Source organism: Phyllobacterium sp. OV277 (assembly GCF_900104355.1).
Taxonomy (GTDB): domain Bacteria; phylum Pseudomonadota; class Alphaproteobacteria; order Rhizobiales; family Rhizobiaceae; genus Phyllobacterium.
The window spans coordinates 212,963-238,141 of record NZ_FNIY01000005.1; the positions used below are offsets into that span (position 1 = coordinate 212,963).

At 54.9% G+C, this 25,179-nt stretch carries 21 protein-coding genes; 9 read left to right on the forward strand and 12 right to left on the reverse strand.

Annotated features, from left to right (window positions below):
- Window positions 1–233: 233 nt before the first annotated feature.
- The 5 genes from BLU05_RS17885 (at window position 234) to fae (ending at window position 6,671) form a co-directional block, all read left to right on the forward strand.
- Complete coding sequence (locus BLU05_RS17885; RefSeq protein WP_091882834.1) at window positions 234–1,658, forward strand: capsular biosynthesis protein; 1,425 nt, start codon at window positions 234–236, stop codon at window positions 1,656–1,658.
- A gap of 5 nt (window positions 1,659–1,663) precedes the next feature.
- Complete coding sequence (locus BLU05_RS17890; RefSeq protein WP_091882836.1) at window positions 1,664–3,784, forward strand: capsular polysaccharide biosynthesis protein; 2,121 nt, start codon at window positions 1,664–1,666, stop codon at window positions 3,782–3,784.
- Entirely contained in the window at window positions 3,781–5,049 is a 1,269-nt protein-coding gene (locus tag BLU05_RS17895) for a glycosyltransferase family 4 protein (RefSeq protein ID WP_091882839.1), read from the forward strand. The genes BLU05_RS17890 and BLU05_RS17895 overlap by 4 nt, the downstream gene beginning before the upstream one ends.
- Window positions 5,050–5,313: 264 nt before the next feature.
- Complete coding sequence (locus BLU05_RS17900) at window positions 5,314–6,111, forward strand: FkbM family methyltransferase (RefSeq protein ID WP_244518413.1); 798 nt, start codon at window positions 5,314–5,316, stop codon at window positions 6,109–6,111.
- A gap of 77 nt (window positions 6,112–6,188) precedes the next feature.
- On the forward strand, window positions 6,189–6,671 hold the full coding sequence (gene fae, locus BLU05_RS17905) for a formaldehyde-activating enzyme (RefSeq protein WP_091882842.1): 483 nt from the start codon (window positions 6,189–6,191) through the stop codon (window positions 6,669–6,671).
- 6 nt (window positions 6,672–6,677) lie between these two features.
- On the opposite strand, the gene BLU05_RS17910 is transcribed toward fae, so the two are convergent.
- The 4 genes from BLU05_RS17910 to BLU05_RS17925 all read right to left on the reverse strand — a co-directional run bounded on the left by BLU05_RS17910 (window position 6,678) and on the right by BLU05_RS17925 (window position 11,393).
- Window positions 6,678–7,790 (reverse strand): (5-formylfuran-3-yl)methyl phosphate synthase, encoded by a 1,113-nt coding sequence (locus BLU05_RS17910; protein WP_091882845.1) that lies wholly within the window; start codon window positions 7,788–7,790, stop codon window positions 6,678–6,680.
- 102 nt (window positions 7,791–7,892) lie between these two features.
- On the reverse strand, window positions 7,893–8,930 hold the full coding sequence (gene tdh, locus BLU05_RS17915) for an L-threonine 3-dehydrogenase (RefSeq protein ID WP_091882848.1): 1,038 nt from the start codon (window positions 8,928–8,930) through the stop codon (window positions 7,893–7,895).
- Between the two features lie 10 nt (window positions 8,931–8,940).
- Window positions 8,941–10,131, reverse strand: coding sequence for a glycine C-acetyltransferase (locus tag BLU05_RS17920; protein ID WP_091882851.1), 1,191 nt, complete (start codon window positions 10,129–10,131; stop codon window positions 8,941–8,943).
- An 83-nt stretch (window positions 10,132–10,214) separates the two neighbouring features.
- The gene (locus BLU05_RS17925) at window positions 10,215–11,393 is read right to left on the reverse strand and encodes an ROK family transcriptional regulator (RefSeq protein WP_091882854.1); all 1,179 of its coding nucleotides are present in this window, start codon (window positions 11,391–11,393) and stop codon (window positions 10,215–10,217) included.
- A 124-nt stretch (window positions 11,394–11,517) separates the two neighbouring features.
- On the opposite strand from BLU05_RS17925, the gene BLU05_RS17930 reads away from it, so the two are divergent.
- Genes BLU05_RS17930 through BLU05_RS17940 form a run of 3 tightly spaced genes read left to right on the forward strand, consistent with a single transcriptional unit; the run spans window position 11,518 to window position 14,498 of the window.
- Window positions 11,518–12,255 (forward strand): glucosamine-6-phosphate deaminase, encoded by a 738-nt coding sequence (locus tag BLU05_RS17930; protein ID WP_091882857.1) that lies wholly within the window; start codon window positions 11,518–11,520, stop codon window positions 12,253–12,255.
- Complete coding sequence (locus tag BLU05_RS17935; RefSeq protein ID WP_091882859.1) at window positions 12,252–13,271, forward strand: N-acetylglucosamine-6-phosphate deacetylase; 1,020 nt, start codon at window positions 12,252–12,254, stop codon at window positions 13,269–13,271. The genes BLU05_RS17930 and BLU05_RS17935 overlap by 4 nt, the downstream gene beginning before the upstream one ends.
- 30 nt (window positions 13,272–13,301) lie before the next feature.
- Complete coding sequence (locus tag BLU05_RS17940) at window positions 13,302–14,498, forward strand: extracellular solute-binding protein (RefSeq protein WP_091882861.1); 1,197 nt, start codon at window positions 13,302–13,304, stop codon at window positions 14,496–14,498.
- A gap of 36 nt (window positions 14,499–14,534) precedes the next feature.
- Here BLU05_RS17940 and BLU05_RS17945 read toward each other — a convergent pair whose 3' ends face one another.
- Both BLU05_RS17945 and BLU05_RS17950 read right to left on the reverse strand, forming a co-directional pair.
- A complete protein-coding gene (locus tag BLU05_RS17945) occupies window positions 14,535–16,385 on the reverse strand; it encodes an ABC transporter ATP-binding protein (protein WP_091882864.1) in 1,851 nt (616 codons plus the stop codon).
- A 40-nt stretch (window positions 16,386–16,425) separates the two neighbouring features.
- Window positions 16,426–17,637 carry an aminotransferase class V-fold PLP-dependent enzyme gene (locus BLU05_RS17950; protein WP_091882867.1) on the reverse strand — a complete coding sequence of 404 codons (1,212 nt, stop codon included), beginning with the start codon at window positions 17,635–17,637 and terminating at the stop codon, window positions 16,426–16,428.
- A 134-nt stretch (window positions 17,638–17,771) separates the two neighbouring features.
- On the opposite strand from BLU05_RS17950, the gene BLU05_RS17955 reads away from it, so the two are divergent.
- On the forward strand, window positions 17,772–18,584 hold the full coding sequence (locus BLU05_RS17955) for an IclR family transcriptional regulator (protein ID WP_091882870.1): 813 nt from the start codon (window positions 17,772–17,774) through the stop codon (window positions 18,582–18,584).
- Between the two features lie 2 nt (window positions 18,585–18,586).
- Here the strand turns inward: BLU05_RS17955 and BLU05_RS17960 are convergent, their stop codons facing one another.
- The 6 genes from BLU05_RS17960 to rhaI form a co-directional block, all read right to left on the reverse strand.
- Complete coding sequence (locus BLU05_RS17960) at window positions 18,587–19,084, reverse strand: RidA family protein (protein WP_175540655.1); 498 nt, start codon at window positions 19,082–19,084, stop codon at window positions 18,587–18,589.
- A gap of 9 nt (window positions 19,085–19,093) precedes the next feature.
- On the reverse strand, window positions 19,094–20,305 hold the full coding sequence (locus BLU05_RS17965; protein WP_091882873.1) for an amidohydrolase/deacetylase family metallohydrolase: 1,212 nt from the start codon (window positions 20,303–20,305) through the stop codon (window positions 19,094–19,096).
- A gap of 2 nt (window positions 20,306–20,307) precedes the next feature.
- A complete protein-coding gene (locus tag BLU05_RS17970; protein WP_091882876.1) occupies window positions 20,308–21,177 on the reverse strand; it encodes an ABC transporter permease in 870 nt (289 codons plus the stop codon).
- Entirely contained in the window at window positions 21,177–22,118 is a 942-nt protein-coding gene (locus tag BLU05_RS17975) for an ABC transporter permease (RefSeq protein ID WP_175540656.1), read from the reverse strand. The genes BLU05_RS17970 and BLU05_RS17975 overlap by 1 nt, the downstream gene beginning before the upstream one ends.
- Window positions 22,119–22,200: 82 nt before the next feature.
- The gene (locus tag BLU05_RS17980) at window positions 22,201–23,730 is read right to left on the reverse strand and encodes an ABC transporter substrate-binding protein (RefSeq protein WP_091882879.1); all 1,530 of its coding nucleotides are present in this window, start codon (window positions 23,728–23,730) and stop codon (window positions 22,201–22,203) included.
- A 144-nt stretch (window positions 23,731–23,874) separates the two neighbouring features.
- Window positions 23,875–25,167, reverse strand: coding sequence for an L-rhamnose catabolism isomerase (rhaI, locus tag BLU05_RS17985; RefSeq protein WP_091882882.1), 1,293 nt, complete (start codon window positions 25,165–25,167; stop codon window positions 23,875–23,877).
- Window positions 25,168–25,179: the final 12 nt, after the last annotated feature.

The window sequence follows — 25,179 nt, forward strand, 5'->3', positions numbered from 1 at the left end:
CAATTATAACCGTATGGAACTATTGATATAATTAAAGTTATCGCAATACAAATGTACGTTAGCAACCATACAAAAACAAATACATATCTTATTGTCGTAAATATACTTGTTCTGGCGGATTTAGTATAGCGCCATAAAAAACCGGATGAAATAACTATCTGAAATTGCGTTTGTTTTGGGTTCTGGTGGCGTAACGTCAAACAGGAACCGATTGCGAAGGGGCTTGACGACCTGTGAGGGAGAAATCCGGGCAATCTGGTATAATCGTTCCTTTTCCGATCCGCGGACGTGCAATTCGCTGCTTTACTTCAGAAAAACCACTTGTTCTTTTATTACAGGGTCCTGTTGGACCGTTTTTCCGTACGCTTGCTGGTTCATTTGAATCTGAGGGTTTTGACGTCCTCAAGATCAACTTCAACGGCGGTGATTGGCTGTTTTCCCATGGCCCCGGCACGCTTAATTTCTGCGGCTCAATGGATGCCTGGTCGGATTGGCTTGATACGTTCATTCGCAGCAGGCGGCCCGAAGCTATCGTGCTTTTCGGTGACAGCCGCCCCTATCACCGCCAGGCAATCATGGTTGCCTTGCGCGCCGGAGTGCCTGTTTCATCTTTTGAAGAAGGCTATGTGCGTCCCAATTTCATTACCTGCGAATGGGATGGAAACAATGCGCTTTCACCCCTGCGCAGGCCGCAGCCTGCACACCACGAAATTCCTGAACCAGAAATTGTAGAGCCGGTAAAGGGCAACCTGTTTCGGGCCATGACTCTGTTCGCAATTCGCTACTATCTGGCCAAGACCGCAGGGGCCGTCTTCTTTCGCGGCAATGTGCATCATCGAAGCCGCGGAATCCTGTCCGAGTCCATTCTCTGGACCCGGAACTTTTACCGCAAGATTCGTCATTATCCGGCAAACAACGAGATGATGCTGAATCTGATCGAGAACCTTGAAAACCAGTATTTCGTAGTTGCGCTGCAAGTTCATGACGACCAGCAATTGTTGCGGCATGGCCGCGGCTGGACAATGGAAAGGCTCATTACCGAAAGCATTCGCTCATTCAAGCGATTTGCATCACCGGCGCATCATCTCGTGATCAAAGTCCATCCAATGGATCGCGGACACAAAAGCTACCGCCCATTTGCAATGGAACTGGCCCGTATTGCCGGATGTGCTGACCGGGTGCATATCGTCGATGATGGTTCAATCGGGCTACTGATACGCCATTCCCTCGGACTGGTGACGGTCAACAGCACATCTGGCCTGCTCGCGCTGAACCACGGCAAGCCGGTGCTTTCCCTCGGCGAAGCGATTTATAACAGACGTGATCTCGTCTGGGGCAGATATAGCAATGATTTGGACGCCACAGCCGGGATCGACGATTTCTGGCTTTCGCCAATGCCGCCCAAGCGCGAAGCAGTCAAAGCCTTCAACAAGCGGATGCATGAAGAAAGCCTTGTCAATGGCAGCTTCTATCTACGCAACTTGATCGACATCACGACCAAACGCGTCGTGCGACGCATTCAGTCTGATTTGAAGGTCATCTCTGTCGATATCCCTTCGACAGAATCTGAACATCTGGCGGAAAGTCCCATTGGGAAAAAAGGAGCGGTGCAACAACAGGACATACTTTCCTCATTGTCCCCTGACCTTCCGAATTGACTGCCATGAATTTTGCAAGAACGTTCCCGCTTCCCCAGACAGTTCAGGTCAACCTTGACGGTGTTTTAGCCGAGAAAGCAAAGCAGACCGGCTGGTTGCCGCCGCAAGGGTCAGAACTTCTGGCATTTCTACCGACACGGCTTCGTTTCCCCCTCATCGGACCAGCTCTTGATGCGGTTGCCATCAAATCGGCGGAGCTGGTGTGGAATCGGGCGGACGGTATTGTGGGCTGGGGTGTAAAGCCTCTCGCACGCATGGCCCAGCGACTGGCTTTTATGCGCAATATTCCCTATTGGTCGTTGGAAGATGGCTTTCTCCGGTCCGTCGGCCTCGGCAAAGCGGGCGCACCGCCGGTCTCCATGGTCGCTGACGATCTCGGCGTCTATTTCGATGCGGCAAAGCCATCACGTCTGGAAGAATTACTCCAGCGCGGCGCAGAGAAACCGGATTTGGAGCGGGCACGCAATCTGCACGCACTGATCGTCGAACACCGGCTTACGAAATACAATCATCTGTTGGACTACAAGATTTCTCTGCCTGCAAGCCGTGGCAGACGCATTCTCCTCATTGATCAGGTTGCGGGCGATTACTCGGTGCCGGGAGCTGGTGCTGACGAACACGCCTTTCAGCGCATGTGGAACGAGGCCCGTGCCGTGCCCGGCGCAACCGTCCTCGTCAAAAGCCATCCGGACATTGTTGCAGGCTATTCCAAAGGCTATCTCAGCCACCTTCCCGGTCAACCGAACGTTCACTTTATCAATGAGAACGTTTCACCGCACGCGCTGCTCGATGTGGTGGACGAAGTCTGGACGGTTTCAAGCCAGTTCGGCTTCGATGCGATATTGCGCTCTGTGCCAGTGACCACGTTTGGCGTGCCCTTCTATGCGGGTTGGGGTCTTACGCGGGATTGGGCAGAGGGAGAGATTGCAACCAGGGCATTGCATCGTCGCAAGCGCAAAATCGGCCTTGATGCCTTTGTTGCGGCAACCCTGTTGCAATACCCACTCTATGTGGACCCGGTGACGAAACGGCCAACAACCGCTGAAAAAGCCGTTGATCGGCTTGTGGCTTGGCGTCGCCACGCGCTGGAGCGGCAGGGGAATTATCTCTGTGCAGGGTTCTCACGTCACAAACGGACGACCGTTCGCCACATGCTCACAGGCCCTTGGTCAAGCGTAACCTTTTGCAGCAGCAATCCGGGCAAGAAACAGCTGGCAAAAGCTGATTACCTTGTGCGCTGGGGCCAAAATGCAAACCTGCTTGCATCGGAAGAAAAGCTATCCGCTGCGATACCAGTTCTTCGCATGGAAGATGGCTTTATCAGATCTGCCGGTCTTGGCTCGGCCCTGACACCGGCCTCGTCGGTGTGTATCGACCGGGAGGCCGTCTATTACGATGCAACCCGCCAGAGCGGGTTGGAAAAATTGCTCCGGACAGCGCAATTTGATCAGCCATTGCTGGATAGAGCCGCCCGTCTGCGCCAGCGGATCATCGAGCACGGAATCACCAAATACAATCTGCGGTCCACCGTATCACCCGACTATCATGCGCTGGCGGCAGGCCGCCCCATCATTACGGTCGCGGGACAGGTGCCCGATGACGCCTCGTTGCAGTTCGGCCTTACCAACGGCGTTTCAAATATTGAATTGCTGAAGATCGTGAGAAAACGACGCCCGGATGCCTTCCTTGTCTACAAGGAACACCCGGATCTCCTTGCCGGGAAGCGCAAGGGGCTCTCCGATGCAACTGTTCTTGCCAAAACTGCAGATCTGGTTGTCGGTGACGTGGCCGTCGATCGTCTTCTGGACGCCAGTGATGAAGTGCACGTAGCCACATCACAGCTGGGGTTTGAAGCCTTGATCCGGAGACGTCAGGTCTGGTGTTACGGATTGCCGTTCTATGCGGGCTGGGGCCTGACCCATGACGGTGTAACCCCGCTTCGCCCGCGCCGTACGCTTTCGCTCGATGAGCTGATTGCAGGGGTACTCATTCTCTACCCGCATTATCTGTCCGGCGAAACCGGACTGCCCTGCGAGGTCGAAGACGTCATCGATGAAATTCACGCAATGCGCAACAAAAAACGCAGTCTTATACGCCGGTCATTGCACCGGATGGGGTGGGCATGATGAACGCAATTTCAATGGACATTTCCCGGCTAATCGGTCGATCACATTACTCGACACCAACGGGTATTGATCGCTTTGAGCTGCAATATGCCCATTGGGCCAAGGCGCGCAGTTCCTTCTTTGTTGAAATGGGGCGCAACAAACCAATAGCGATTAATCAGGGCCGCGCAACAGGGCTTATCACCGATCTCAGTGCGCGGTGGTCAGGAACGGCGTTGAGCCCGAAGCAATCGACGGAGCTTGAGAAGATTTATGCGGCCATCGATGGGCATATATCCTGGTGTGATATCAAATGCGCGTCCAATAGCGCGCAGCCGACCAAGGTAAAGCAGTGGAGACTTGCAGCGGGCAAGGCTTTGCGAACATTTCTTCCAGCAGGCCCGATGGAACGGAATGCCCCATTTGTGCATGTCTCACATACAAATCTCGATAGGCCCGCAGCCTTTTCCTGGCTCGATGCGAAACGGCAAAGCGGTGTCTTCTACGTCCACGACCTTATTCCTGTTACCCATCCGGAATTTGTCCGCGCAAGAGAACCGCAACGGCACCTGCGAAGGATGGATACGGTCTTGCGTCATGCGGGTCTGGTGCTTTGTAATTCCCAGACAACCGCCCGCTCACTGCGTTCATTTGCCGAAGAACGGGGGCGCACCGCACCACCCATCGCCATTCTCCCGCCGGGTATCGAAAATAGCTTTCGCTATGCGAGCCGAACAGCAACGCCGCGCACAAGAAACCCCTATTTTGTCATTGTTGGCACAATCGAACCCCGCAAGAATCACATCCTGCTGCTGCAATTGTGGCGCTGGCTCGTCGAGCGGGATGGAGCAGACGCGCCGCGTCTGGTGATCGCGGGCAAACGCGGATGGGAAAATGCACAGGTATTCGCGACATTGGATCGATGCCCGCAGCTGCGCAATATGGTGATTGAGGTATCGGACCTCGGGGACGCTGCATTGGCCGATCTGATGTCCGGAGCCGCTGCCCTGCTGGCACCTTCCTTTGTCGAAGGGTACGGCATGCCTGTAGCAGAAGCCATGGCAACTGGCACACCGGTCATCGCATCCGACATCCCGTCCCACAGGGAAATCCTGGGCGATCTGGCCATACTGCTCGATCCCAGCGATGGCCTTGGTTGGCGCGCTGCGGTTGATGCCCATACCAGTGAATATCGCAACAAATCGCGCCATACATCACAAGATTGGAATGGACATTTTAAAGTATTGGATGAATTGTTAGCGGATGCCGTGCAAACTTCACGGTAACAGACTGAGTTTCACTTGATGTAGCAGATGAATTCCAATGAATGTGAAGGCGTCATGACGAGTTACAATGATATTTTAAATTGCTACAAATTTATCCTTGGACGTGAAGCAAACCCTGAAGAACAAAAAATAATATCCGAGAACCTGCTTAATATCTCGGATATCCCGTTTGGCGAACATCGAAGGAGATTCCTGTCTTCTACGGAGTTCCACCAAAGGCATGCAGAGGTTATTTTTAATAACTTCGTTCGCAAGAGCATTGAGGTGCTCTACGAAACAAAGGACAACTTCAAGATTTATCTGGATTTACGCCAGTATCACATGACGTTTGGCATCTTTAACGGCCAGTACGAAAAATTCGATATCGACATCATCAAGGCTGTGACCCCCGACAAGGGTGTGTTCTTCGATGTGGGCGGCAATGTCGGATATTATTCGCTTTCCGTTGCGACCAAACCCAATTTCTCCGGCAAGATCGTTTCATTTGAGCCCTTGCCGCATCTCTGGAATCTGTTCAGCAAGTCAATCGTCGAAAACAAACTTTCGAAAATCGTCACGGTACACAAACTGGCACTTGCCGATGCACCGGGAACCATGGAACTGAACACAGCCGAGCATACGGTCAATGCCGGAGCGACCAGTCTTATCGCCGGTTCCGGAAACACAAAATCCGAGCGCAGCACGAAAGTGGAAACACTGGATGCGATGGCCAAAGGTTTGAAGCCTGATTCCATCAAGATCGATATTGAAGGTGCGGAAGGCCTGTTTTTCGCTGGCGCTGTCAAAACCATTCCTGCATCGAACCCGACAATGCTTGTCGAGGTCAACCGGGAAGTGCTTGCCACGCTCTCCAAGACCACCCCCGGCAGGATTTTTGACCGGTTGGCAGGCTGGGGTTACGAGGTCTGGGAAGTGCTGGAGGATTCTGTGCGGCAATTGCCAACAGCTCAGGCTATCGACACGGCTTTCCCGGCAGGACGTGTTGCGAACATTCTGGCTATTCATCCCGATCGCAAACACGACGTCGCTGAACGGCTCAAGACACTCAACCTCACGCTCTGACAGCCAAAACCACCTGATACATTTCTTTCCTGATCTCTCCATCTTGGGCTATAGCTGCGCAAGATGGAGGAATCGGCATGCAAATCATTAACAGGGTCATGGTTGGAGAATCTCTGGTTGGCGAAGGCAACGAAGTTGCCCATATCGACCTGTTGATCGGCCCGCGTGGCAGTGCGGTGGAGACGGCTTTTTGCAATGCCCTCACCAACAACAAGGACGGTTTCACTTCTGTTCTGGCGGTGATCGCACCGAATCTGCCCTGCAAACCAAACACTGTGATGTATAATAAAGTGACGATCCGGGGCGCAGGACAGGCCGTCCAGCTATTCGGCCCGGCGCAATCCGGCATTGCCAAGGCAGTTCGCGATTCCGTCGCGGACGGCATCATTCCGCAGAACGAAGCAGACAACCTTTTCATCTGCGTTGGCGTTTTCATCCATTGGCAAGCACGGGATGACGCCAAGATCCACGACTATAATTATCAGGCAACCAGGGAAGCCATCCAACGGGCAGTGTCGGGTCATCCAACCGCTGCGGAAACGCTGGCAGCGGCTCGCTGAGGCAGTCTATTGATGATCGCGGCGACGCGGCGATGCGGGTACCGTTGGCAATGCGGGTTTGACGGGAGCGATCTGTGCCTCGCGTTTTCGCTCGATCTCTACGCCAACACCGCCGGGTCCAAGTTCAAGCTTTTCAGCGCGAACGATGACACGGGTCACACGCGGATTTTCCAGAATGAATGCCGCCACGCGCTCCGCAAGAGTTTCCGATAGCTCAATATGCCCACGCGCAACAATCGTGCGAATACCGTCCATGATAAGATCATAGGAAACGATGTGACGCATATCTTCAGGATTGCGTGTCACCCGCAAGACTTCGGCAGTCACATCGAACCGCACCTTCTGAGCGATGCCATGCTCGAAACTGTAGGCACCGATATGAACGGGCAAGACGAAATCGCGGACAAAAATCTTGTCGGTACCAAGCCCTTCTTCTGCCGGATCGGGGAAATAGCCACGGGCTGCCAGCAGTTGATAATCAACACCGGGAGCAAGATTGGTCTGGCGTTCTTCCGGAATGAGTTCGCGTATTCTGGTTGCCGCCTGCGCACTGATTGCGCGTGAGTTCGCCGGGTCAAGAAGCGCTTCACGAAAACCCAGAATATCGAGTTGAAAACTCAATAATCTGGGAATGTCAGGGGTCTCGAGCGCTCCGGCTACGCCAACCAGCATCGAATGCACGTGACACTCACGCACAAAAGCATCGATAGTTGAAAGAGGCAGATGGTTGAGCAGTCGCGATCCATTGCCGGTGTCGAGCATGACAGCATGGAAACCCTGCGCCACCAGCCCGGAAACATCCGGCAGATCATCAGTGATATCCGTATGAACAACGGCAATCCACTTCGTTTTGCCAAAATCAGGCAATGAGCCGGGAGGAGCTGAAACTTCTATGGGAAGCTTGATGAAATCGATATCAAGCGCCCGCAGTTCAGCCGCATGCGATGTGAGCGCTGCCCATGCCAGTGTTGTGCACAGGAGAGCCTTATCTCCAATCGCATCTGCATAGAGTCGCAATGCCTCCGGATCAGATACCGGCACATCAATCACGTCGGCACCGCATTGAAGGACAATCTCAGCCTCTTCAAAACTATGAATGGTCACGAGCATCTTGGTCATGGGCAAAAACCTCCGGATGCACCATGAACTACATACATCGGCGCATTGTTGCGCCGATCATGACGCCATGAAATGGCGTCATTGCGAAACATTGCGCTTATTTCAGTGCCAGCTCAGGACAACCTTGCCTGAATTTCCCGAACGCATGGCATCGAACCCGGTCTGAAAATCATCAATCGGCAGGCGGTGCGTAATGATCTCGCTGAGATCGAGCCCGCCTTGCACAAAAGCAATCATCTTGTACCAGGTTTCGAACATCTCACGTCCGTAGATACCCTTCAGATTGAGCATCTTGAAGATGACCTTGTTCCAGTCGATCTCAAAGCCTGTTGGTGCGATACCAAGGATGGCAATCTTGCCTCCATTGTTCATCTTGTCGATCATATCGCGGAACGCCGGGGCAGCACCGGACATTTCAAGTCCCACATCGAAACCTTCCGTCATGCCGATCTGGCGCATCACATCCGTAAGGTTCTGCGACGAAGCATCAACGACGTAGTCGATACCAAGCTTCTTGGCGAGTGCAAGGCGAACCGGATTGATATCGGTTATGACAACCTTGCGCGCTCCGGAGCGCTTCGCAACCAGTGCGCCCATGATGCCGATCGGTCCAGCACCAGTGACAAGAACATCTTCGCCAACCAGATCAAAACTCAGCGCCGTATGAACGGCATTGCCGAACGGATCGAAAATTGCGGCGATCTCGTCAGAAATATCATCGGGGATTGGCACGACATTATATTCGGGAATGCAAACATATTCGCCGAATGAACCGGGCCGATGCACACCAACACCAAGCGTGTTGCGGCAAAGATGCCCCCTGCCCGCCCGGCAATTGCGGCACGTACCACAAACGATATGGCCTTCACCGGAAACCCGCTGTCCAACCTTGTATTTCGTGACAGCCGAGCCAATATCGGCAATCTCACCGCAAAATTCATGCCCGACAACCATGGGCACGGGTATCGTTGCCTGCGCCCACTGATCCCAATTATAGATATGAACGTCCGTACCGCAGATTGCGGATTTCTTCACGCGGATAAGCACATCATTGGGACCCGGCTCCGGCACAGGAACATGTTCCATCCAGATGCCAGGTTCGGCTTTTGCCTTTACCAGTGCCTTCATCATATTCGACATGGTTTTTTTCCTATTTGATGATGCCGAGATCACGCCCGACTTCCGCAAAGACGTCTATAGCGCGGGCGACATCTTCGGTTGTGTGGGCAGCAGACATTTGCGTGCGAATACGCGCCTGACCTTTCGGCACGACCGGGAAGGCAAAGCCGACGACATAGACGCCTTTATCAAGCATGCGCGATGCCATTTCCTGTGCCAGTGATGCATCGCCAAGCATCACGGGAATGATCGGATGATCGGCACCGGCAAGCGTAAAGCCAAGCTTGGTCATATCCTTGCGGAAATGTGCGGCATTGGCGCTGAGACGCGCGCGCAATTCGGCACCCTGATCGATCAGATCGAATACTTTCAGCGATGCAGCGGCAATAACCGGTGCAAGCGTATTGGAGAAGAGATAGGGCCGCGAGCGTTGACGCAGCCAATCCACCACCTCTGCCTTACCTGACGTATAACCACCCGAAGCACCGCCCAGAGCTTTGCCCAGCGTGCCCGTGATGATATCGACCCGGCCTTCCACGCCGCAATATTCAGCCGAACCACGGCCATTCTTACCGACGAAGCCAACCGCATGGCTGTCATCGACCATGACCATCGCGCCGTATTTTTCTGCGAGATCGCAAACGCCCTGAAGATTGGCGATAATGCCATCCATGGAGAAGACGCCATCCGTGGCAATCAACTTGAATCGGCTGCCTTCGGCTTTCTTCAACTCTTCTTCAAGCGCCGCCATATCATTATTGGCGTAGCGGAAGCGCTTTGCTTTTGACAGGCGGACGCCATCGATAATGGAGGCATGGTTGAGCGCATCGGAAATGATCGCATCTTCTTCGCCCAGCAGCGTTTCAAACAGACCGCCATTGGCATCGAAACAGCTGGAATAAAGGATCGTATCTTCAAGACCGAGAAAGCTGGAGATGCGCGCTTCGAGCTGCTTGTGCTCTTCCTGCGTGCCGCAGATGAAACGAACCGAAGCCATGCCATAACCGTAACGGTCAAGCGCTGCCTTTCCGGCCTCTGCCAGCTCTTCATTGTTGGCAAGGCCAAGATAGTTGTTGGCACAGAAATTCAGAACCTTCGCACCACTGGAAACCTGGATTTGTCCGGCCTGCTTGGAGGTGATGACGCGCTCGGACTTGTAAAGTCCTGATTCCTTCAAGCCCTTCAGCTCGGTCGTAAGGTGATCAATGAATTGCTGTGTCATGATCCGTATGGTGTCCTGCTTGGTTCTTCCGGCAACGGGCCGTGGCGGTTGTGCGTATTCGGATATTCGCAGGCAGTGTCATCTCACGATCGGATGAATGTCTCAAGCCCCAGATTGAACAGCGGTCGAACCGCACCAAGAATAGCAAAATCCTCACTCGATTTGTCGGCCACCAGTATAGGCAGTTCGAGTGTTCCGATCAGCCCTTCCGCCTGAAAGGCACTCTCGAATGCTTGCCAAACATCCGCATTGGCAATGAACGGACCTGTCACGATGACCCGTTTCGGGAAGAGCAGGCGGCAGACATTGGCCAATGACCGGGCCATCAGCTGCAGCGCTGTTCGTATATCAGGCATGTCGAGCAACGAGCGTTCCGACAATTGCCCCGATAATGTCTCTTCATCTTCTGCAAGATCAGGCCAGATTGCGCGCATCTGGGGCAAAAGGGCCCACAGGGCCGCCGCGGTTTCCAGACATCCATGATTGCCGCAACCGCAAGGCCGGTCATCCAGCAGATTAAAACGCCAGTGGCCAATTTCTCCGAATGGGCCGCCAGCACGGATGAACGGATCACCATTGACGCTATAGGCCAGACCAATGCCCCAGCCCCAATGCAGCAGCAAAGTATTGTCTGTGCCATAAACAGGGTCCTGCAATACGCGCGCATTGAGTTCCGCATCGAGGTGACGACAGACGAGAACCACAGGTGTCACAGGCGCGAGCGCCGCTGCAATGTCAAAATCTCTGAGGTCCGGCCAGCGCGACGTCAGCAGCCAAGTCTTGGCTTTCACATCGACAACGCCGGATACGGACACGGATGTACCGATGTGCTGCATCCCCAATGGGCACTTGCTGGCCAATAATTGGACCAGTTCCTGCATTGCGGCTGCCATCCGGTCACGGTCCACATCGGATGGAATATCAAGACTTTCGCGTGCGAGCGTCTGCCCGCCAAAATCAACAAGTGTGCCACGCAGTGATCGGCTGGATACGTGAATGACCGTTGCCCCAAAACGTTTGACGTTGAGACCGATCTGCACGGCAGGTCTTCCCCGCCCGCTTTTCTCGCCCGCTGTCTCCAGAAGCAAGCCGCGCGCAATCAGATCACCCACCACTTTCGATGTGGTGGTCGAAGTCATGTCGAGCGTTTCGGCAATGCCGGGGCGGGAGTGCTGGTTGCCGTCCGAAATCAAAGCAATGACGCGTGCACAATCGCGCTGGTGAGCGTCGTCATAGTGCGTTTCGTCTATCGTTAAAATCATGCGGAAACAGCCTCGATCTTATTTTTGAATAATATTATTCTAAAATAGCTTGCGATGCCAGGGATAGCTATGCTTACAATGGCCAACACGCTGAAAAGCATATGCAAGAAGGTTGGTAAAGCCCATGGTTGATACGCGCATTTTATCGGACAAGCAGAAACTTGGCGCGACGGGGGCTGAGCTGGGTGCAGCTGCCATCCGTCAGGCGATTGCGCAAAAGGGTAAAGCTTCAATCATTGTCGCCACAGGTGCCAGCCAGTTCGAACTCCTGCAAAACCTTGTGGCGGCTGAGGATATTGACTGGTCAAAAGTCACGGCATTCCATCTCGATGAATATGTCGGCATGGACATCACCCATCCTGCGAGTTTTCGCAAATATCTGCAGGTGCGATTTATTGCCCCCTTGGGCGGTAAGGTTACGTTTTATCCAGTAAATGCCGAGATTGATCCACAGGCAGAGGCGCAGCGGTTGAGCAAAATCATTGCCGAGCATGATATCGATGTGTGTTTCGCCGGTATCGGCGAGAACTGTCATCTGGCGTTCAACGATCCGCCTGCGGATTTCGATACGGATGAGCCCTATATCGTCGTGACGCTGGATGAAGCCTGCCGCAAGCAGCAGATGGGTGAAGGCTGGTTTCCGTCTCTGGAATCAGTGCCGCAGCAGGCAATCTCCATGAGCATCAGGCAAATTCTTAAAAGCCGCTTGATCATCCTTTCTGTACCTGATGAGCGCAAATCACGGGCTGTGAAGGATGCGCTTGAAGGCCCGGTTGATCCACGTTTCCCGGCTTCAATCATCCAGAGCCATCCGAACACAGTTTTGCTGCTCGATCCAGATTCAGCGTCGAGACTGGCATGATCACAGGCGGCCTTGTCGATATTCAGGTGAATGGTTTCGCCGGCGTGGATTTCAACTCCACGGGCCTCACACCTGAAGCACTCGACCATGCATTGGAGGCAATGCGGGCAACGGGTGTAATCACATGCCTGCCAACGATTATCACCGCCTATCCCGATGAACTGGAAGCCCGGTTTTCCGCGCTGGATCATTGTGTGAATTCAAGCCAACTCGGACCTTCAATGTGTCCGGGATATCACCTTGAAGGTCCGTTCCTTAATCCGGCGCAGGGTTTTTCCGGGTGTCATCCGGCTGGCGCCATGACATCAGCGGACCCGGCGCTGGTTGCTCACCTTCAAAGCAAGATCGAAAGGCCAATCCTTCTCGTCACCGTCGCACCTGAAATATCCGGCGGCCTCGACTTTATCAGGGCTATGACGGCGCAAAATATTCTGATTGCGATTGGCCATTCGTCGGCTGATTTCGCCATGGTTGATGCGGCGGCAACAGCGGGTGCAACCATGTCCACCCATCTGGGCAACGGTCTGCCACAGACAATGGCAAAGCTTAACAATCCTCTTTTTGCACAACTTGGCGAAGACCGGCTTCTGGCCACTTTCATCGCCGATGGCATTCATCTTCCGCCCAAAGCGCTGAAATCGCTGATGCGCGCCAAAGGCTTTGAACGCTGCGCTTTGGTGACTGACGCCGTTGCCGCCGCCGCTGTCCCCGCCGGTATCTATGATTTCGCGGGCATGCGCATTGAGCGCGCCGAAGATGGCACCGTCCGTTTGCCCGGCACGGTGGGTCTCGCCGGGTCGTCTCTCCGTCTCGATGATGCAGTCCGTAATCTCGTGCATTGGGGCATAGCAAGCTTCGAACAGGCGGTCGAGATGGCTTCAAAACGATTGCTGGATGCACTGAAGCCAGTCTTGCGCGCCCGCAACATCACCCTCCCGCATACGGAGATTGAATGGTCCGAAACAATGACCGTTCGCAGTGTCCGTATTGGCGCGGAGGTCAAGCACTACAACTGAAATATCCAAGAACAATAAAGGGGAATGCAAATGGGAAATGATCAGTTTCGAATAAACCGCCGGATATTGCTCGGCGGCATGACCGCATCCGCAATGGCAGGCGCAATACCGGCGTGGGCAAAGTCGCCCACCCTGCCCGCAGCGCCCGTTGTGATTACGGTGATGGATGTGGGCGGTGCGCTCGCGCTGATGCAGCCAGCCTTCGAAGAATACGCCAAGACCTATCCGGAGCGGGCATCACGGATCATCTTCACCAAAGCGCCCGTCACGGAGCTTGCTGGCAAGCTCAAGGCGCAGCAGAGCGCGGGTCGCGTCGATATTGATATCGTGCTCACGGGCAGCGATGGCTTGGCCGCAGGGCTTGCCAATGAGACATGGCTGAAGATCCTGCCGGATTTTGCCGACAAATTTCCGGGCATCGAGGAAAACTACGAACCGGCAGCGCTCGCCCTGCATAAGGCGCAAGGGGACGGATTTGGAGTGGTCGTCAATTATTATCCCTCCGGGCCATTGATTGAATATGATCCAGAGCGCGTGAAAAAGGTGCCGACCAGCGCAGAAGAATTGCTTGCATATGCCAAGGAAAACCCCGGACGTTTCATGTATGCGCGCCCGACCAATTCTGGTCCGGGTCGCACATTCATGATGGGTCTGCCCTATATTCTTGGCGACAAGGACCCGCAGGATCCCGTTAATGGCTGGGACAAGACATGGGCTTATCTCGCCGATCTTGGCCAGTATATCGATTATTACCCTGCGGGCACTGGCGCCACGATGAAGGAATTCGGCGAAGGATCGCGCGATATCATCATCAGCACCACCGGTTGGGACATCAACCCGCGAGCGCTCGGCATTGTGCCTGAAACTGCCAAGATCGGAACCCTCAAGGGTTTCCATTGGGTCTCGGACGCCTTCTTCATGTGCATACCCAAGGGCATAGCGGACGACAAGGCTGCAGTTGTGCTTGACCTTATGGCCTTCCTGCTCACGCCAAAGGCGCAGGCTTATTCCTATGACGAAGGTTATCTCTATCCGGGTCCCGCCGTGAAAAACGTACCCCTGTCGATGGCCCCGCAACACAGTCAGGATGTCATCAAGCAGTTTGGCCGGGAAGAATATGCCGGGCTGATCGCCAACAACCCCATCGAACTGCCGTTGAAACCAGACAAGATGGTCGTCGCGTTCCGCAAATGGGACGAACTGGTCGGATCAAAGAAATCGAAGTAAACGCCACGGGATCATGGCGGGCAACTGCCGTGATCCCTATTGCACCTGTACCAGATGTCCAGCCGAGACCTCATTGTATTGCCGGACAGGCACAACAAAATCGGGTGTGCGCACCGGGCTTTTGATCTCGTCATTGGAGACAGGCCGCTTGATACCCCGCCGGGATGGATCAGGTACAGGCACAGCAGATATCAGCTTTTTCGTATAGGGATGCTGCGGGTTCTCAAAGATGGCTTCGCGCGAACCAATCTCGACGATCTCACCAAGATACATGACGGCAATACGATGGCTGACCCGTTCCACCACGGCTATATCATGCGAGATAAAGAGATAAGCGAGGTTCAGGCTTGCCTGCAGGTCGAGCAGTAGATTGATCACCTGCGCCTTGATCGAGACATCCAGCGCCGACACCGATTCATCAGCCACGATCAGCTTGGGATCAAGTGCCAACGCCCGGGCAATGCACACGCGCTGTCTCTGGCCACCGGAAAACTCGTGCGGATAACGGCTTGCCATGTCAGCATGCAGACCGACGCGCTCCAGAAGATCGGCGACACGATCCCGCGCCTGCGCACGCGTTCCGAGCCTATGCTCAAGGTAGGGTTCGGCAATCGCAGCACCAACCGGGATACGCGGATTGAGGCTGGCAAACGGGTCCTGAAAGATCATCTGCATGCTGCGACGCATATCACGCAGCCGCTTCGGTTCCATGGTTAGAACATCTTCTCCGTTGAGCAGAACCTCACCGCTTTGCGGCTGCACCAGCCGCATGATGGAACGCCCGGTGGTGGACTTGCCGCATCCGGATTCGCCAACCAGCGACAGCGTCTCACCCGGTTGCAGGGTAAACGACAAGTTCTCTACCGCATGAACGCGGCCTTCCAACTGCCCGAACATCCCAGAATGAATATTGAAACGGGTGGTGAGGTTCTTCACTTCGAGCAACGGTTTGACTTCAGTCTTGACGGTATCCGCTGCCTCAACGGGAATGTCCGAGGTGCCGGTTGCACGATCAACAACGGGAAAGCGCAAAGGACGCTTAAGCCCTTTCATCGATCCAAGAATGGGAACGGCCGAGAGAAGCGAACGTGTATAGGGATGTTCGGGGCGGGCAAATATATCTTCGGTTTTCCCTGTTTCCACCGCTTCGCCATTATACATGACGACAGTGCGGTCGGCGATTTCAGCGACCACGCCCATATCATGGGTGATGAAGAGAACCGACGTTCCCTCCTCCTCCTGCAACAGTTTGATAAGATCAAGAATCTGGCCCTGAATGGTCACATCGAGCGCCGTGGTCGGCTCGTCGGCAATCAACAGCTTTGGCTTGCTGGCCAGAGCCATGGCAATCATCACGCGCTGGCGCATGCCGCCAGAAAACCGGTGCGGATATTCGTCAAAACGCGATTTCGCTGCGGGGATGCGCACCTTTTCGAGAAGCCGGATAGTCGCAGCTTTTGCGTCCGCCCGCGACATGGAGGAATGACAAAGCAGGGCTTCGCTGATCTGCTGCCCGACCGTGAACAGCGGATTGAGGCTGGTCATTGGCTCCTGAAAAATCATGGCAACGTCATTGCCACGTACAGCCCGCATCTGGTTTTCAGGAAGTGCAAGGATGTCCTTGCCACCAAGCATGATCTTGCCTTCGATGCGGCTCTTGTCCTTTTGCAAAAGCCGCATGATCGACAGAGATGTCACGCTCTTGCCCGAACCGGATTCGCCAACAATAGCCACCGTCTCTCCCGGCGCCACGTCAAACGAGACATTACGCACGACAGGCCGCCATTTGCCATCGGACTGGAAGGATGTCGTCAGATTGGAGACGGACAATACAGGGGCCAGTGAATTTCCCCTGTTATCCGGATATGAAGGCTGACGATTTTCCATAAATACTAATCCTTTCCGCTGGCAGATGACGGTGCGCTGATCAATCGGGCCAGCGCATGAGACCGGCCATGCGGCGCGTGTACCGGTTTTCAACAGGTGTCGAGATGATCTCGTTGGACGCGCGCGCCTTGCCGAGTTCCTCGACCAGACGGGTTGCCACAATGGTTTCTTCGCCGGGGTGCAGATTGCAGGGGTCCATGTAGAAATAGCCATGCTCGACCTCATGATCGCGAACGATTACCGGGCGCGAACCCTGCGCCAGTGCGTCGGCCAAGTCCCACGCACTGATATGCGCAGCCTGCGGCTCGATGATAACGCGGATGCGGTCGAGCGGATTGTTTGTTGGATCGGGTTCGATGATTGTTGTCACACCGGGCTTGCCCGCAAGCGTCTGCTGCCAGAGATTGAGATAGCCGGTTTCCCGTTCGCGAATACCCGCATGGTCGCGTTTTTCCCATGCTTCCAGCGCAGCGATGGTTCCAAGAATGCTTTCCTTGCCCACCTTCATGCCACGGCCAATGCCCATGTTCTGCAGAAAAGTGTTGCGGACGAAATCCTTGGCACCGGCAACGATTCCGCCTGTTGGGCCACCAAGAAATTTGTGCGCGGAATAGAGCGCGATATCCGCACCCTGTTCCAGAAAGATTTTGAGATCATATTCAGAAGCTGCGTCAACGATGACAGGCACACCGCGTGCGTGGCAGACTTCCGCAAATTTCTTCAGGGCAACGAGGCCATACTGAACGGTATGATGCGATACAACAAAGACAGCTGCCGCCGTGCGCTCGTTGATCGCTCCGTCAAGATGGTAGGGGTAGCAGGATGTTGCCTGACCGACCAGAACTGCCTTGGCACCGGCAAGCCGGATACCCTGATCTACAGGCGCACCGTAGCTGACCACATGGCCCATCTGGATAATAACTTCGTCCTTTAAACCCGTCGTATCAGGCAAGCGTTCGATGGCGGCAAGATCATTGCCTGTCATGGCGGCTGCCACTGCGAGACTGATACCAGCCGAACAGGACGCAGTAACAAAGCCCGCCTCGCCGCCCGTCAGGCGGGCAATCACCGGGCTCGACCTTTTCTGCAGATCATTGACCTCGACAAATTGCGGCAGGATTGCCGTCATGGCGGCAACAGCCTCCGGCACCACAATCGAAGCACCCAGCGATGTCATCGTTCCCGAAACGTTGATAACGGGTCGCAACCCCAACGTTTCACGGATATCATCAGGGTTATGAGAGTCGGTCATGCTGTTCTCCTCGAAATGTTGCCGCTTGCAACGCATTCCATTTGTCAGGCATATATGCCACTATAATGTAATAGACTGTTTGAAGACCAATCGATCCTGCCAGGAGCCTGAACGTGGACGCAAAGACATCAGACATGGATGCCACCCGCGATTTTGAAAAAAACGAAAAACCTGATGCCACCGCTCGCCGTTCGCGTGTCAGCGGCATTGATCGAGCCTTGCAGGTTCTGGATCATCTGTATGAAACCGGTAGCCCGGCTGGTGTTTACGGGATCGCCAAGGCCATCGGCGCGCCGCTTTCCACGGTTTACGTCATCATTGATGATCTGGTCGAAAAAAACCTTCTCTCGCGCAACAATGACGGTTCCGTCTGGCTCGGCGCACGGCTTTATCATTATGGCCTCGCCTATGCCCGTTCGCTGGATTTTCTGGATGTGGCCAATCACGAGATGCACAATCTCAGCCGTGTTTCGGGCGAAACCGTGCAGGTTTGCGGCCGCGATGGCGATCATATGATGGTTCTGGCCATGGCCGACGGCCCCGGTCATTTCCATGTCACCTCGCGCGTCGGCACCCGCGTTCCACTCAACTGGACCGCTTCGGGCCGTTTGCTTGTCGGCCATCTGCCTGAAGCGGAACGGCTGGAGCTTTTCAAGCGCTGCGCCAAATCCTCGCCCACTGGCCGTGCCGTCATCGAACCGGCGGCGTTGTCGAAAGCCGCTGGAGAAGCGCTGCAATCGCGCATCTCCATTCAGGCGGGTGAATCCGACTACGCCGTCGCCTGTGTTGCCTCGCCGGTTTGCGACGACAAGGGCATCTGCGTTGCCACCATTTCCATCGTTCTGCCCGAACAGAAGATTGCCGATAACCCCGTGCGCTATACGGCCGAGGTCAAGGCATCTGCTGAACGGATCGAAACCGTGATGGGCTGGCGCAGTCATTCCTGATCCTATGCTTTCAAGGCGATGATCGCCTCGATCTCCACAGTGATGTTGCCCGGTAGCGAGCCAAAGCCCACAGCCGAGCGGGCATGCTGTCCCGCATCGCCGAACACATCGATCAGCAGATCGGAACATCCGTTGATGACAAGTGGATGATCCGCAAAATCGGGAACGGCATTGACCATGCCGAGCAGTTTGACCACCTGTTTGACCCGGCCAAGATCACCCAAAGCCGTATGCAGAACCGCCAGCAGGTTGATCCCTGTCAGCCTTGCATGGGCATAAGCATCATCGACGCTGACGGTATCGCCAACCTTGCCGGTGTGCATAAAGCCATCATCCTCACGCGGGCCCTGGCCCGACAGGTAAAGCATATTGCCTTCCTGAATATGGGTGACGAAATTGGCAATCGGACGTGGCGCTGGAGGCAATACAATACCCAGCGCTTTCAGCCTGTCGTAAGGAGATGTGCCAGCTTCAATGGCTGGACTGGATGAATGGTTCACGCGAGCTCCTTAGCGGTATGAATAGGTATGACGGTGATTGACCAGTTCAGGGTTCACCGGTTGATAGCGGCTGGCCGCGATGGTCTCTGTTCCCAGAACAACCATGCGCGGCTCGAACAGTTTGTGAAGCGTCGCCTTGTAGCCCAGTGAATCGATAACGCTGAGGTCTGAATCCACAAGTTCAAAGATCGTAAATTCGGCTGGCTTGCCGACCTCCAGAAGATTGTCCGTCGGCAGGCCGATGGCCGATGCCGGCGAAAGCGTGACGGCTTCCACGACCTTCTCGAATGGCATGCCGACACTCAGAAGCTTCGACATGGTGGTTCCCAAATCCCACACGGAATAGTTCAGGCTGTGCAGGTGAATGTCCGTCGAGATGGAGAATGGCAAAAGTCCACGGCTGATCGCGACTTCCGCCACGCGGAACGAGAATGATGCACCGCCATGGCCAATATCGAGCCGAATGCCTTCACCGGCACAGCGTTCCGCCAGTTCAAACAGATCATCGTCTTCGATAATGCTGCTGCCGACCTTGCCGTTGAAGCAATGGGTGATGATGTCGCCCGGTCCCAAAATCTCCAGCACTTCGTCATAAAGCGCTGGTGGTTCACCCACATGCACCATCATCGGAAGCTTGAGGATTTTCGCGACCTTCTTGCCAACCTTGACAGGCGTTACACCCCACGACCCTGTTATGACGTGGCTGGCACGTACTTTCAGGCCAACAATGTGATCGCGGTTTTCGTTGACGCAAGCAACGGTGCGGTCAAGATCAATCGAGCGGATATCGCTGAGTTCGCTGACGCGGTTGCAGGCAACAAGGCCGATCGAACCGAGATTGAGGAAGGCTTTGATGCGTTCCTTCGCCGGTTCGATGATGTACTCGCGCAAACCATGGAAATTCGCTTCACCCGCCGAACCCGCATCGACGATTGTCGTTACCCCGCGTTCCACACCGCAGATTTGCGGGCGGACGGAGATATCAGTGCCGCCATGCCAGACATGGGCATGCAGATCGGTCCAGCCGGGCGAGATCCACGCGCCCTTCATGTCGACACGCCTGATATCTCCGGCAACGTTTAACGAAGGGCCAAATTCGGCAATTTTTCCGTCAGCACCAATGAGAATGTCAATGGTGCCGGAAGGGGTATTCGGGCCAAAGGCAACCGCTTTGACATTGGTCAGCAACAGGCGACCGTCGGTTGCAGAGGAGGCGGGCATGATCAGAGATCCTTTCTGAGGCGTGGGTCGAGGAGGTCACGGAAGCCATCACCCACCATTTGCAGCGAGAGAACGGAGAGGACGATGGCAATACCGGGAAAGAGGGTCATCCAGTCAGCTTGACCAACATACTGACGGCCGGCGGCAATCATGGTGCCCCAGGTGGGCACTTCAGGGCTGACGCCAAGACCAAGGAACGACAATCCTGCCTCTGCCAGCATGGCATGGGCAAACAGGAAGGTTCCCTGAACGAGGATAGGCGAGAGAAGATTGCGCAGGATATGCCGCGTCAGAATATGCGGTGTCGATATGCCAAGCGCATGGGCGGCTTCCACATAGGGCAACTCACGAATGACAAGCGTTGAGGCACGCACCACACGGGCAAGTCGCGGTGCATAGACGATGCTGAGCGCAATGATCACGGTGGTGAGCGATGGCCCAAGCGCTGCAACCAGCGCAATAGCAAGGAGGATATCCGGAAATGCCATCATCGCATCGATCAGGCGGGTGATCGGCGCATCGAGCCTGTGGAAGAACCCGGCAAGAATACCAAGCGTGACGCCGATGAGCGACGCCAGAACCACCACGGCAAAACCAACCAGCAATGACAATCGGGCCGAATAGATCGTGCGCGAGAACACATCGCGCCCGAATTCATCCGTACCGAAAATCCAATGGGCGCTTGGCGGCTTCAGCCGATTGACGATAGAAAGCTTGTTTGGCGCATAAGGCGCAATCAGCGGCGCGAGAACCGCAAGCGCGATGAAGATTGCCAGAACAATCAGACCAAAAAGCACGGTCTTGCGGCGGATGAGCACGCGAAGGAACTTGCTCCGCTCACTGACGGGGGCTGTTGAAGCAATATCGGTCATCAGTAGCGCACCCTTGGATCAACGACGAGGTAAAGCATGTCGATGGCAAAATTGATGAGGACATAAAGCCCGGCGATGACGAGCAGCGCACCCTGAATGACCGGGTAATCGCGGCGCAACACCGCCGACACCACCAGATTGCCTACACCGGGAAGGCCAAACACCGTTTCGGTGACCACCGCGCCGGAAATGAGCACAGCGGCGGTTAATCCAACGACGGTAATGATCGGGATCAACGCATTCTTGAACGCATGTTTGAGCACGACGCTGCGCTCGACAACACCCTTGGCACGGGCGGTACGAATATAGTCATCACCCAGCACATCCAGCATGGAAGCACGGGTAAAGCGCATAATCAGCGCCGATGAAACGATTCCCAGGGCAAAAGCGGGCAATACAAGATGATACAGCCGCTCGCCGAGGGTTGTATCCGGACCGCCATAGCCGGAAACCGGAAATATGCCGAACCGCACCGCAAAAACCTGCATCAAAATGAGCCCCAGCCAGAAGCTTGGAATACTGGCGGCGAGCATGGCAAGCGCCGTGGCCGCCTGATCGAAAATCGATCCACGTCTGTAGGCAGCATAGACGCCAATGGGAATGGCAATGACGCTGGCGATCAGGATCGAGAAAATGGTGAGAAAGAAGGTGGGCTCGGCGCGCTGCGTCAAAGCCGTCAGCACCGGCTGATCGAGAAAGATGGACCGCCCGAGATCGCCCTGCAACAACTGGCCGATGAAATAGATATATTGCACGAGGATGGACCGGTCGAGCCCGAGCGCCGCCCGCAACTGCGCGATATCGGCAGCGGTTGCTTCCGGCCCGAGCATGACGGCAGCCGGATCACCCGGCGTGACGCGCACAATGATGAACACGATGGTCACCACCAGAAACATCACGACAATCATGCCGATAAAGCGTTGGAATATGTAACGGAGCATCAGGTCGGTTCAATCCTGTTGACAGGGGGTAGACGATGTGGCGCGGACAGTGACGATCTGTCCGCGCTACGCGTTGTTCCGATTACTGTTTGAGTGACACGTTCCAGAAATATGGCCACGGCGCCGGCGTAAAACCCTCCACCTTGGGTGACTTGGCCGAAAGCGCATTGAAATCACCAATCTTGATGATGGGCGCTTCCGCGTAAATCACCTTCTGAACGTCCGCCCACAGTGCGATACGCTTCTTCGGGTCGGTTTCGGAATTGAAGGCATCAACAGCCACTTTACGAGCTGGCGTATCCCAATTGCCGGGCGCACTGGTCGAGAGAGCCCCGATCAGGGCGGGTTCCGGCAGGAACGGGCTATGGCTGATGTAGATATCCCATAGGGCGGGGTCAGCACGGCGCTGCGTCAGCGTTGCCCAGTCGACTACCTGCAATTCGACATTGATCCCTGCTGCCTTCAGATATTCAGCGGCAACCTGCGCCATCTTGTAGTGGAATTCATACTGGCGGCTGGTGAGAATACGGACGGGCTTGCCGTCGTAATTGGCCTTTTTCAAAAGCGCTGCGGCCTTTTCAGGATCGCCAATATTATAGCCATCCTTGACGCCTGCATCCGTCGCCCAGCTATAGGAGGCTGGATAGAACGATCCATTGAGCGAATAGAAATCCGTGCTACCAAAGGCGGCAGCCAGCATGTCTTCCATGTTGAGCGCGGCACGGATAGCCAGACGCATATCCTGGTTCTTGGTCAATCCCTGCGCAGTGTTCAGCACAAAGACCGGCCAGCCAAAGGGTTTCAACAGAACAGGCTCGGTTGCCTTCTGGCCCTTCACACGGTCATAGGCCTCGACAGGCAGGCTGTCCGCATAATCGAACTGGCCGGATATTGCCCCTTCAACGCGGGTATTGGCATCAGGCACCGGCACGAAACGGATTTCATCGAGATATTGATGGCGGGCGCCGCCATAGCCGTTCTCGTTTCCTTCAGGAGATTTATAGCCATCGAAGCGAACAAGCTGAATATACTGATCTGCCTTGCGTTCCTTCAGCTTATAAGGTCCCGTGCCAACCGGTTCGGTCATCGGGTTCTGTTGTTTTTCACTTGGGAGGATGATCGCGGCGGCATTGTTGAATGCCAGCAGCGACAACAGCGGGGCATGGGGTGCATTGAGCGTAATGCGAACTGTCGAGGCATCAACAGCATCAATGGATGTGATGAGGGGTGCGACCTGTTTGCCGCGCGAGGCAATCTGCGTCCAGCGCTTTAGCGAGGCAACCACATCGGTGGAATCCATATCGGTGCCATCGTGGAACTTGACGCCTGTGCGCAGCTTGATCGTGTAGATTTTGCCATCGGCCGAAATCTCGGGGAGGCTGGAGGCGAGAAGCGGTGTCGGGTTCCAGTTTTTGTCAAATGTATAGAGCGTCTCGAAAATATGCTGTGAAACAATACCCACCAGATCGGCTGTCGATGCCATGGCATCAAGTGTCGGCGGCTCGCCAATGGTGGCGACGTTGATAACGCCGCCCTTGGTCTGGGCAAAGGCAGCAGGGCTGAAGGCAACCAGCGCCGAACCCAATAGGAGTGCGAGTTTCAGTGATTTCATGACAGTCCCCTTTGTTATTCCACTATTATGTTATATAGTGTGTTATAGTAGAATAAGACCAAATGTATCGGGCGCTGTCAAACGAAAAAGAAAAAGGCAGCGTTGAGGGCGCTGCCTTGCAAATGCTGTTGAAGGACGGATTGGTCAGATAATGCCGCCGCTGCCGCCTGTGCTGACGGGTCTTATTTTCCCGACCTTCTGCCGGTAGCCGCTGGCTCGATACGCCGCGATTGGGTCGATGGCACCCCCTGCCCGGCGGCGTGCTTCTGCCAGAATGGGCTCCACATCCGTCCGGTAGGCGCGCTTAAGAGTATCCGACGCCATCAGCGCATCATTGCTGTCCTGATAGCCACCCAGTGCCTCACGATCCACCAATAATGCCTGCGCATAGGCACGGCGGATCTCATTGGCACTGGAAATCAGGCTCTCAATCGGGTCAGTCACATTGTGCGACTGATCGATCATATGCGCCGGATGGAAATTCTCGGCGCCGCGCTCTTGCGCATCAACAAGCTCATTGAACACGAGGAACAGCCGGTAAGGATCAATCGAACCCGCATCGAGATCATCATCGCCATATTTGGAATCGTTGAAGTGGAAACCGCCAAGTTTCTTGAACTGGATCAATCGCGAAACGATCATCTCAATATTGGTGTTCGGGGCGTGGTGGCCAAGATCAACCAGACAGAACGCTTTCGGTCCCAGCGTCTGCGCGATCAGATAATTGGTGCCCCAGTCCTGCACCACAGTGGAATAGAAGGCCGGTTCAAACATTTTGTGTTCGGAGAAGATGCGCCAGTCATCCGGCAACGCCTTGTAGATTTCGGCCATGGCATCGAGATAGCGCTCGAATGACCGGGCAAAATTACTCTGGCCAGGGAAATTCGATCCATCGCCAACCCAGACGGTCAAGGCTTTCGAACCAATCGCATCACCAATTTCGATACACTCGATATTGTGTTCAATCGCCTGTTTGCGCGTTGCCGCATCCACATGGCTCAATGAGCCATACTTATAGGAATGGGTCTGATCCGGTGCGTCGGAAAAGGTGTTGGAGTTCATCGCGTCGAAACCGAGGCCGAGTGCATCGCCATGAGCCTTCAATTGCTTCGGGTCGGTCTTGTCCCATGGGATGTGCAACGAGACAGTGGGTGTCGCGCGGCTCAGTTGGTGAATGACCGAACAATCCTCAAGCTTGTCAAAAATGCCGCGTGGCTCACCCTGCCCCGGAAACCGGGCAAAGCGGGTTCCGCCAGTGCCAACACCCCACGATGGAACAGCGACGAAGAAATCCGCCACCTTCGCGGTGATTGCCTCGATATCGATGTTGCGGCGGGAGAGATAGGCTCCCAGCGCTTCAAAATCGCTCTTTTGTGCCGCAGCGCGCTTGTCATTTTCGGACGCAATAAGGTCGCCGGAAATTTGCAGTTCAGCCATGATGTCCTCCCA

What these genes read in the sequence shown, in the direction of transcription:
- BLU05_RS17890 (WP_091882836.1), top strand. Translation starts at nt 1,664, where the DNA reads ATGAATTTTGCAAGAACGTTCCCGCTTCCCCAGACAGTTCAGGTCAAC.
- BLU05_RS17895 (WP_091882839.1), top strand. Translation starts at nt 3,781, where the DNA reads ATGATGAACGCAATTTCAATGGACATTTCCCGGCTAATCGGTCGATCA.
- fae (WP_091882842.1), top strand. Translation starts at nt 6,189, where the DNA reads ATGCAAATCATTAACAGGGTCATGGTTGGAGAATCTCTGGTTGGCGAA.
- BLU05_RS17910 (WP_091882845.1), bottom strand. Translation starts at nt 7,790, where the DNA reads ATGACCAAGATGCTCGTGACCATTCATAGTTTTGAAGAGGCTGAGATT.
- tdh (WP_091882848.1), bottom strand. Translation starts at nt 8,930, where the DNA reads ATGTCGAATATGATGAAGGCACTGGTAAAGGCAAAAGCCGAACCTGGC.
- BLU05_RS17920 (WP_091882851.1), bottom strand. Translation starts at nt 10,131, where the DNA reads ATGACACAGCAATTCATTGATCACCTTACGACCGAGCTGAAGGGCTTG.
- BLU05_RS17925 (WP_091882854.1), bottom strand. Translation starts at nt 11,393, where the DNA reads ATGATTTTAACGATAGACGAAACGCACTATGACGACGCTCACCAGCGC.
- BLU05_RS17930 (WP_091882857.1), top strand. Translation starts at nt 11,518, where the DNA reads ATGGTTGATACGCGCATTTTATCGGACAAGCAGAAACTTGGCGCGACG.
- BLU05_RS17935 (WP_091882859.1), top strand. Translation starts at nt 12,252, where the DNA reads ATGATCACAGGCGGCCTTGTCGATATTCAGGTGAATGGTTTCGCCGGC.
- BLU05_RS17940 (WP_091882861.1), top strand. Translation starts at nt 13,302, where the DNA reads ATGGGAAATGATCAGTTTCGAATAAACCGCCGGATATTGCTCGGCGGC.
- BLU05_RS17945 (WP_091882864.1), bottom strand. Translation starts at nt 16,385, where the DNA reads ATGGAAAATCGTCAGCCTTCATATCCGGATAACAGGGGAAATTCACTG.
- BLU05_RS17950 (WP_091882867.1), bottom strand. Translation starts at nt 17,637, where the DNA reads ATGACCGACTCTCATAACCCTGATGATATCCGTGAAACGTTGGGGTTG.
- BLU05_RS17955 (WP_091882870.1), top strand. Translation starts at nt 17,772, where the DNA reads ATGGATGCCACCCGCGATTTTGAAAAAAACGAAAAACCTGATGCCACC.
- BLU05_RS17965 (WP_091882873.1), bottom strand. Translation starts at nt 20,305, where the DNA reads ATGCCCGCCTCCTCTGCAACCGACGGTCGCCTGTTGCTGACCAATGTC.
- BLU05_RS17970 (WP_091882876.1), bottom strand. Translation starts at nt 21,177, where the DNA reads ATGACCGATATTGCTTCAACAGCCCCCGTCAGTGAGCGGAGCAAGTTC.
- BLU05_RS17975 (WP_175540656.1), bottom strand. Translation starts at nt 22,118, where the DNA reads ATGCTCCGTTACATATTCCAACGCTTTATCGGCATGATTGTCGTGATG.
- BLU05_RS17980 (WP_091882879.1), bottom strand. Translation starts at nt 23,730, where the DNA reads ATGAAATCACTGAAACTCGCACTCCTATTGGGTTCGGCGCTGGTTGCC.
- rhaI (WP_091882882.1), bottom strand. Translation starts at nt 25,167, where the DNA reads ATGGCTGAACTGCAAATTTCCGGCGACCTTATTGCGTCCGAAAATGAC.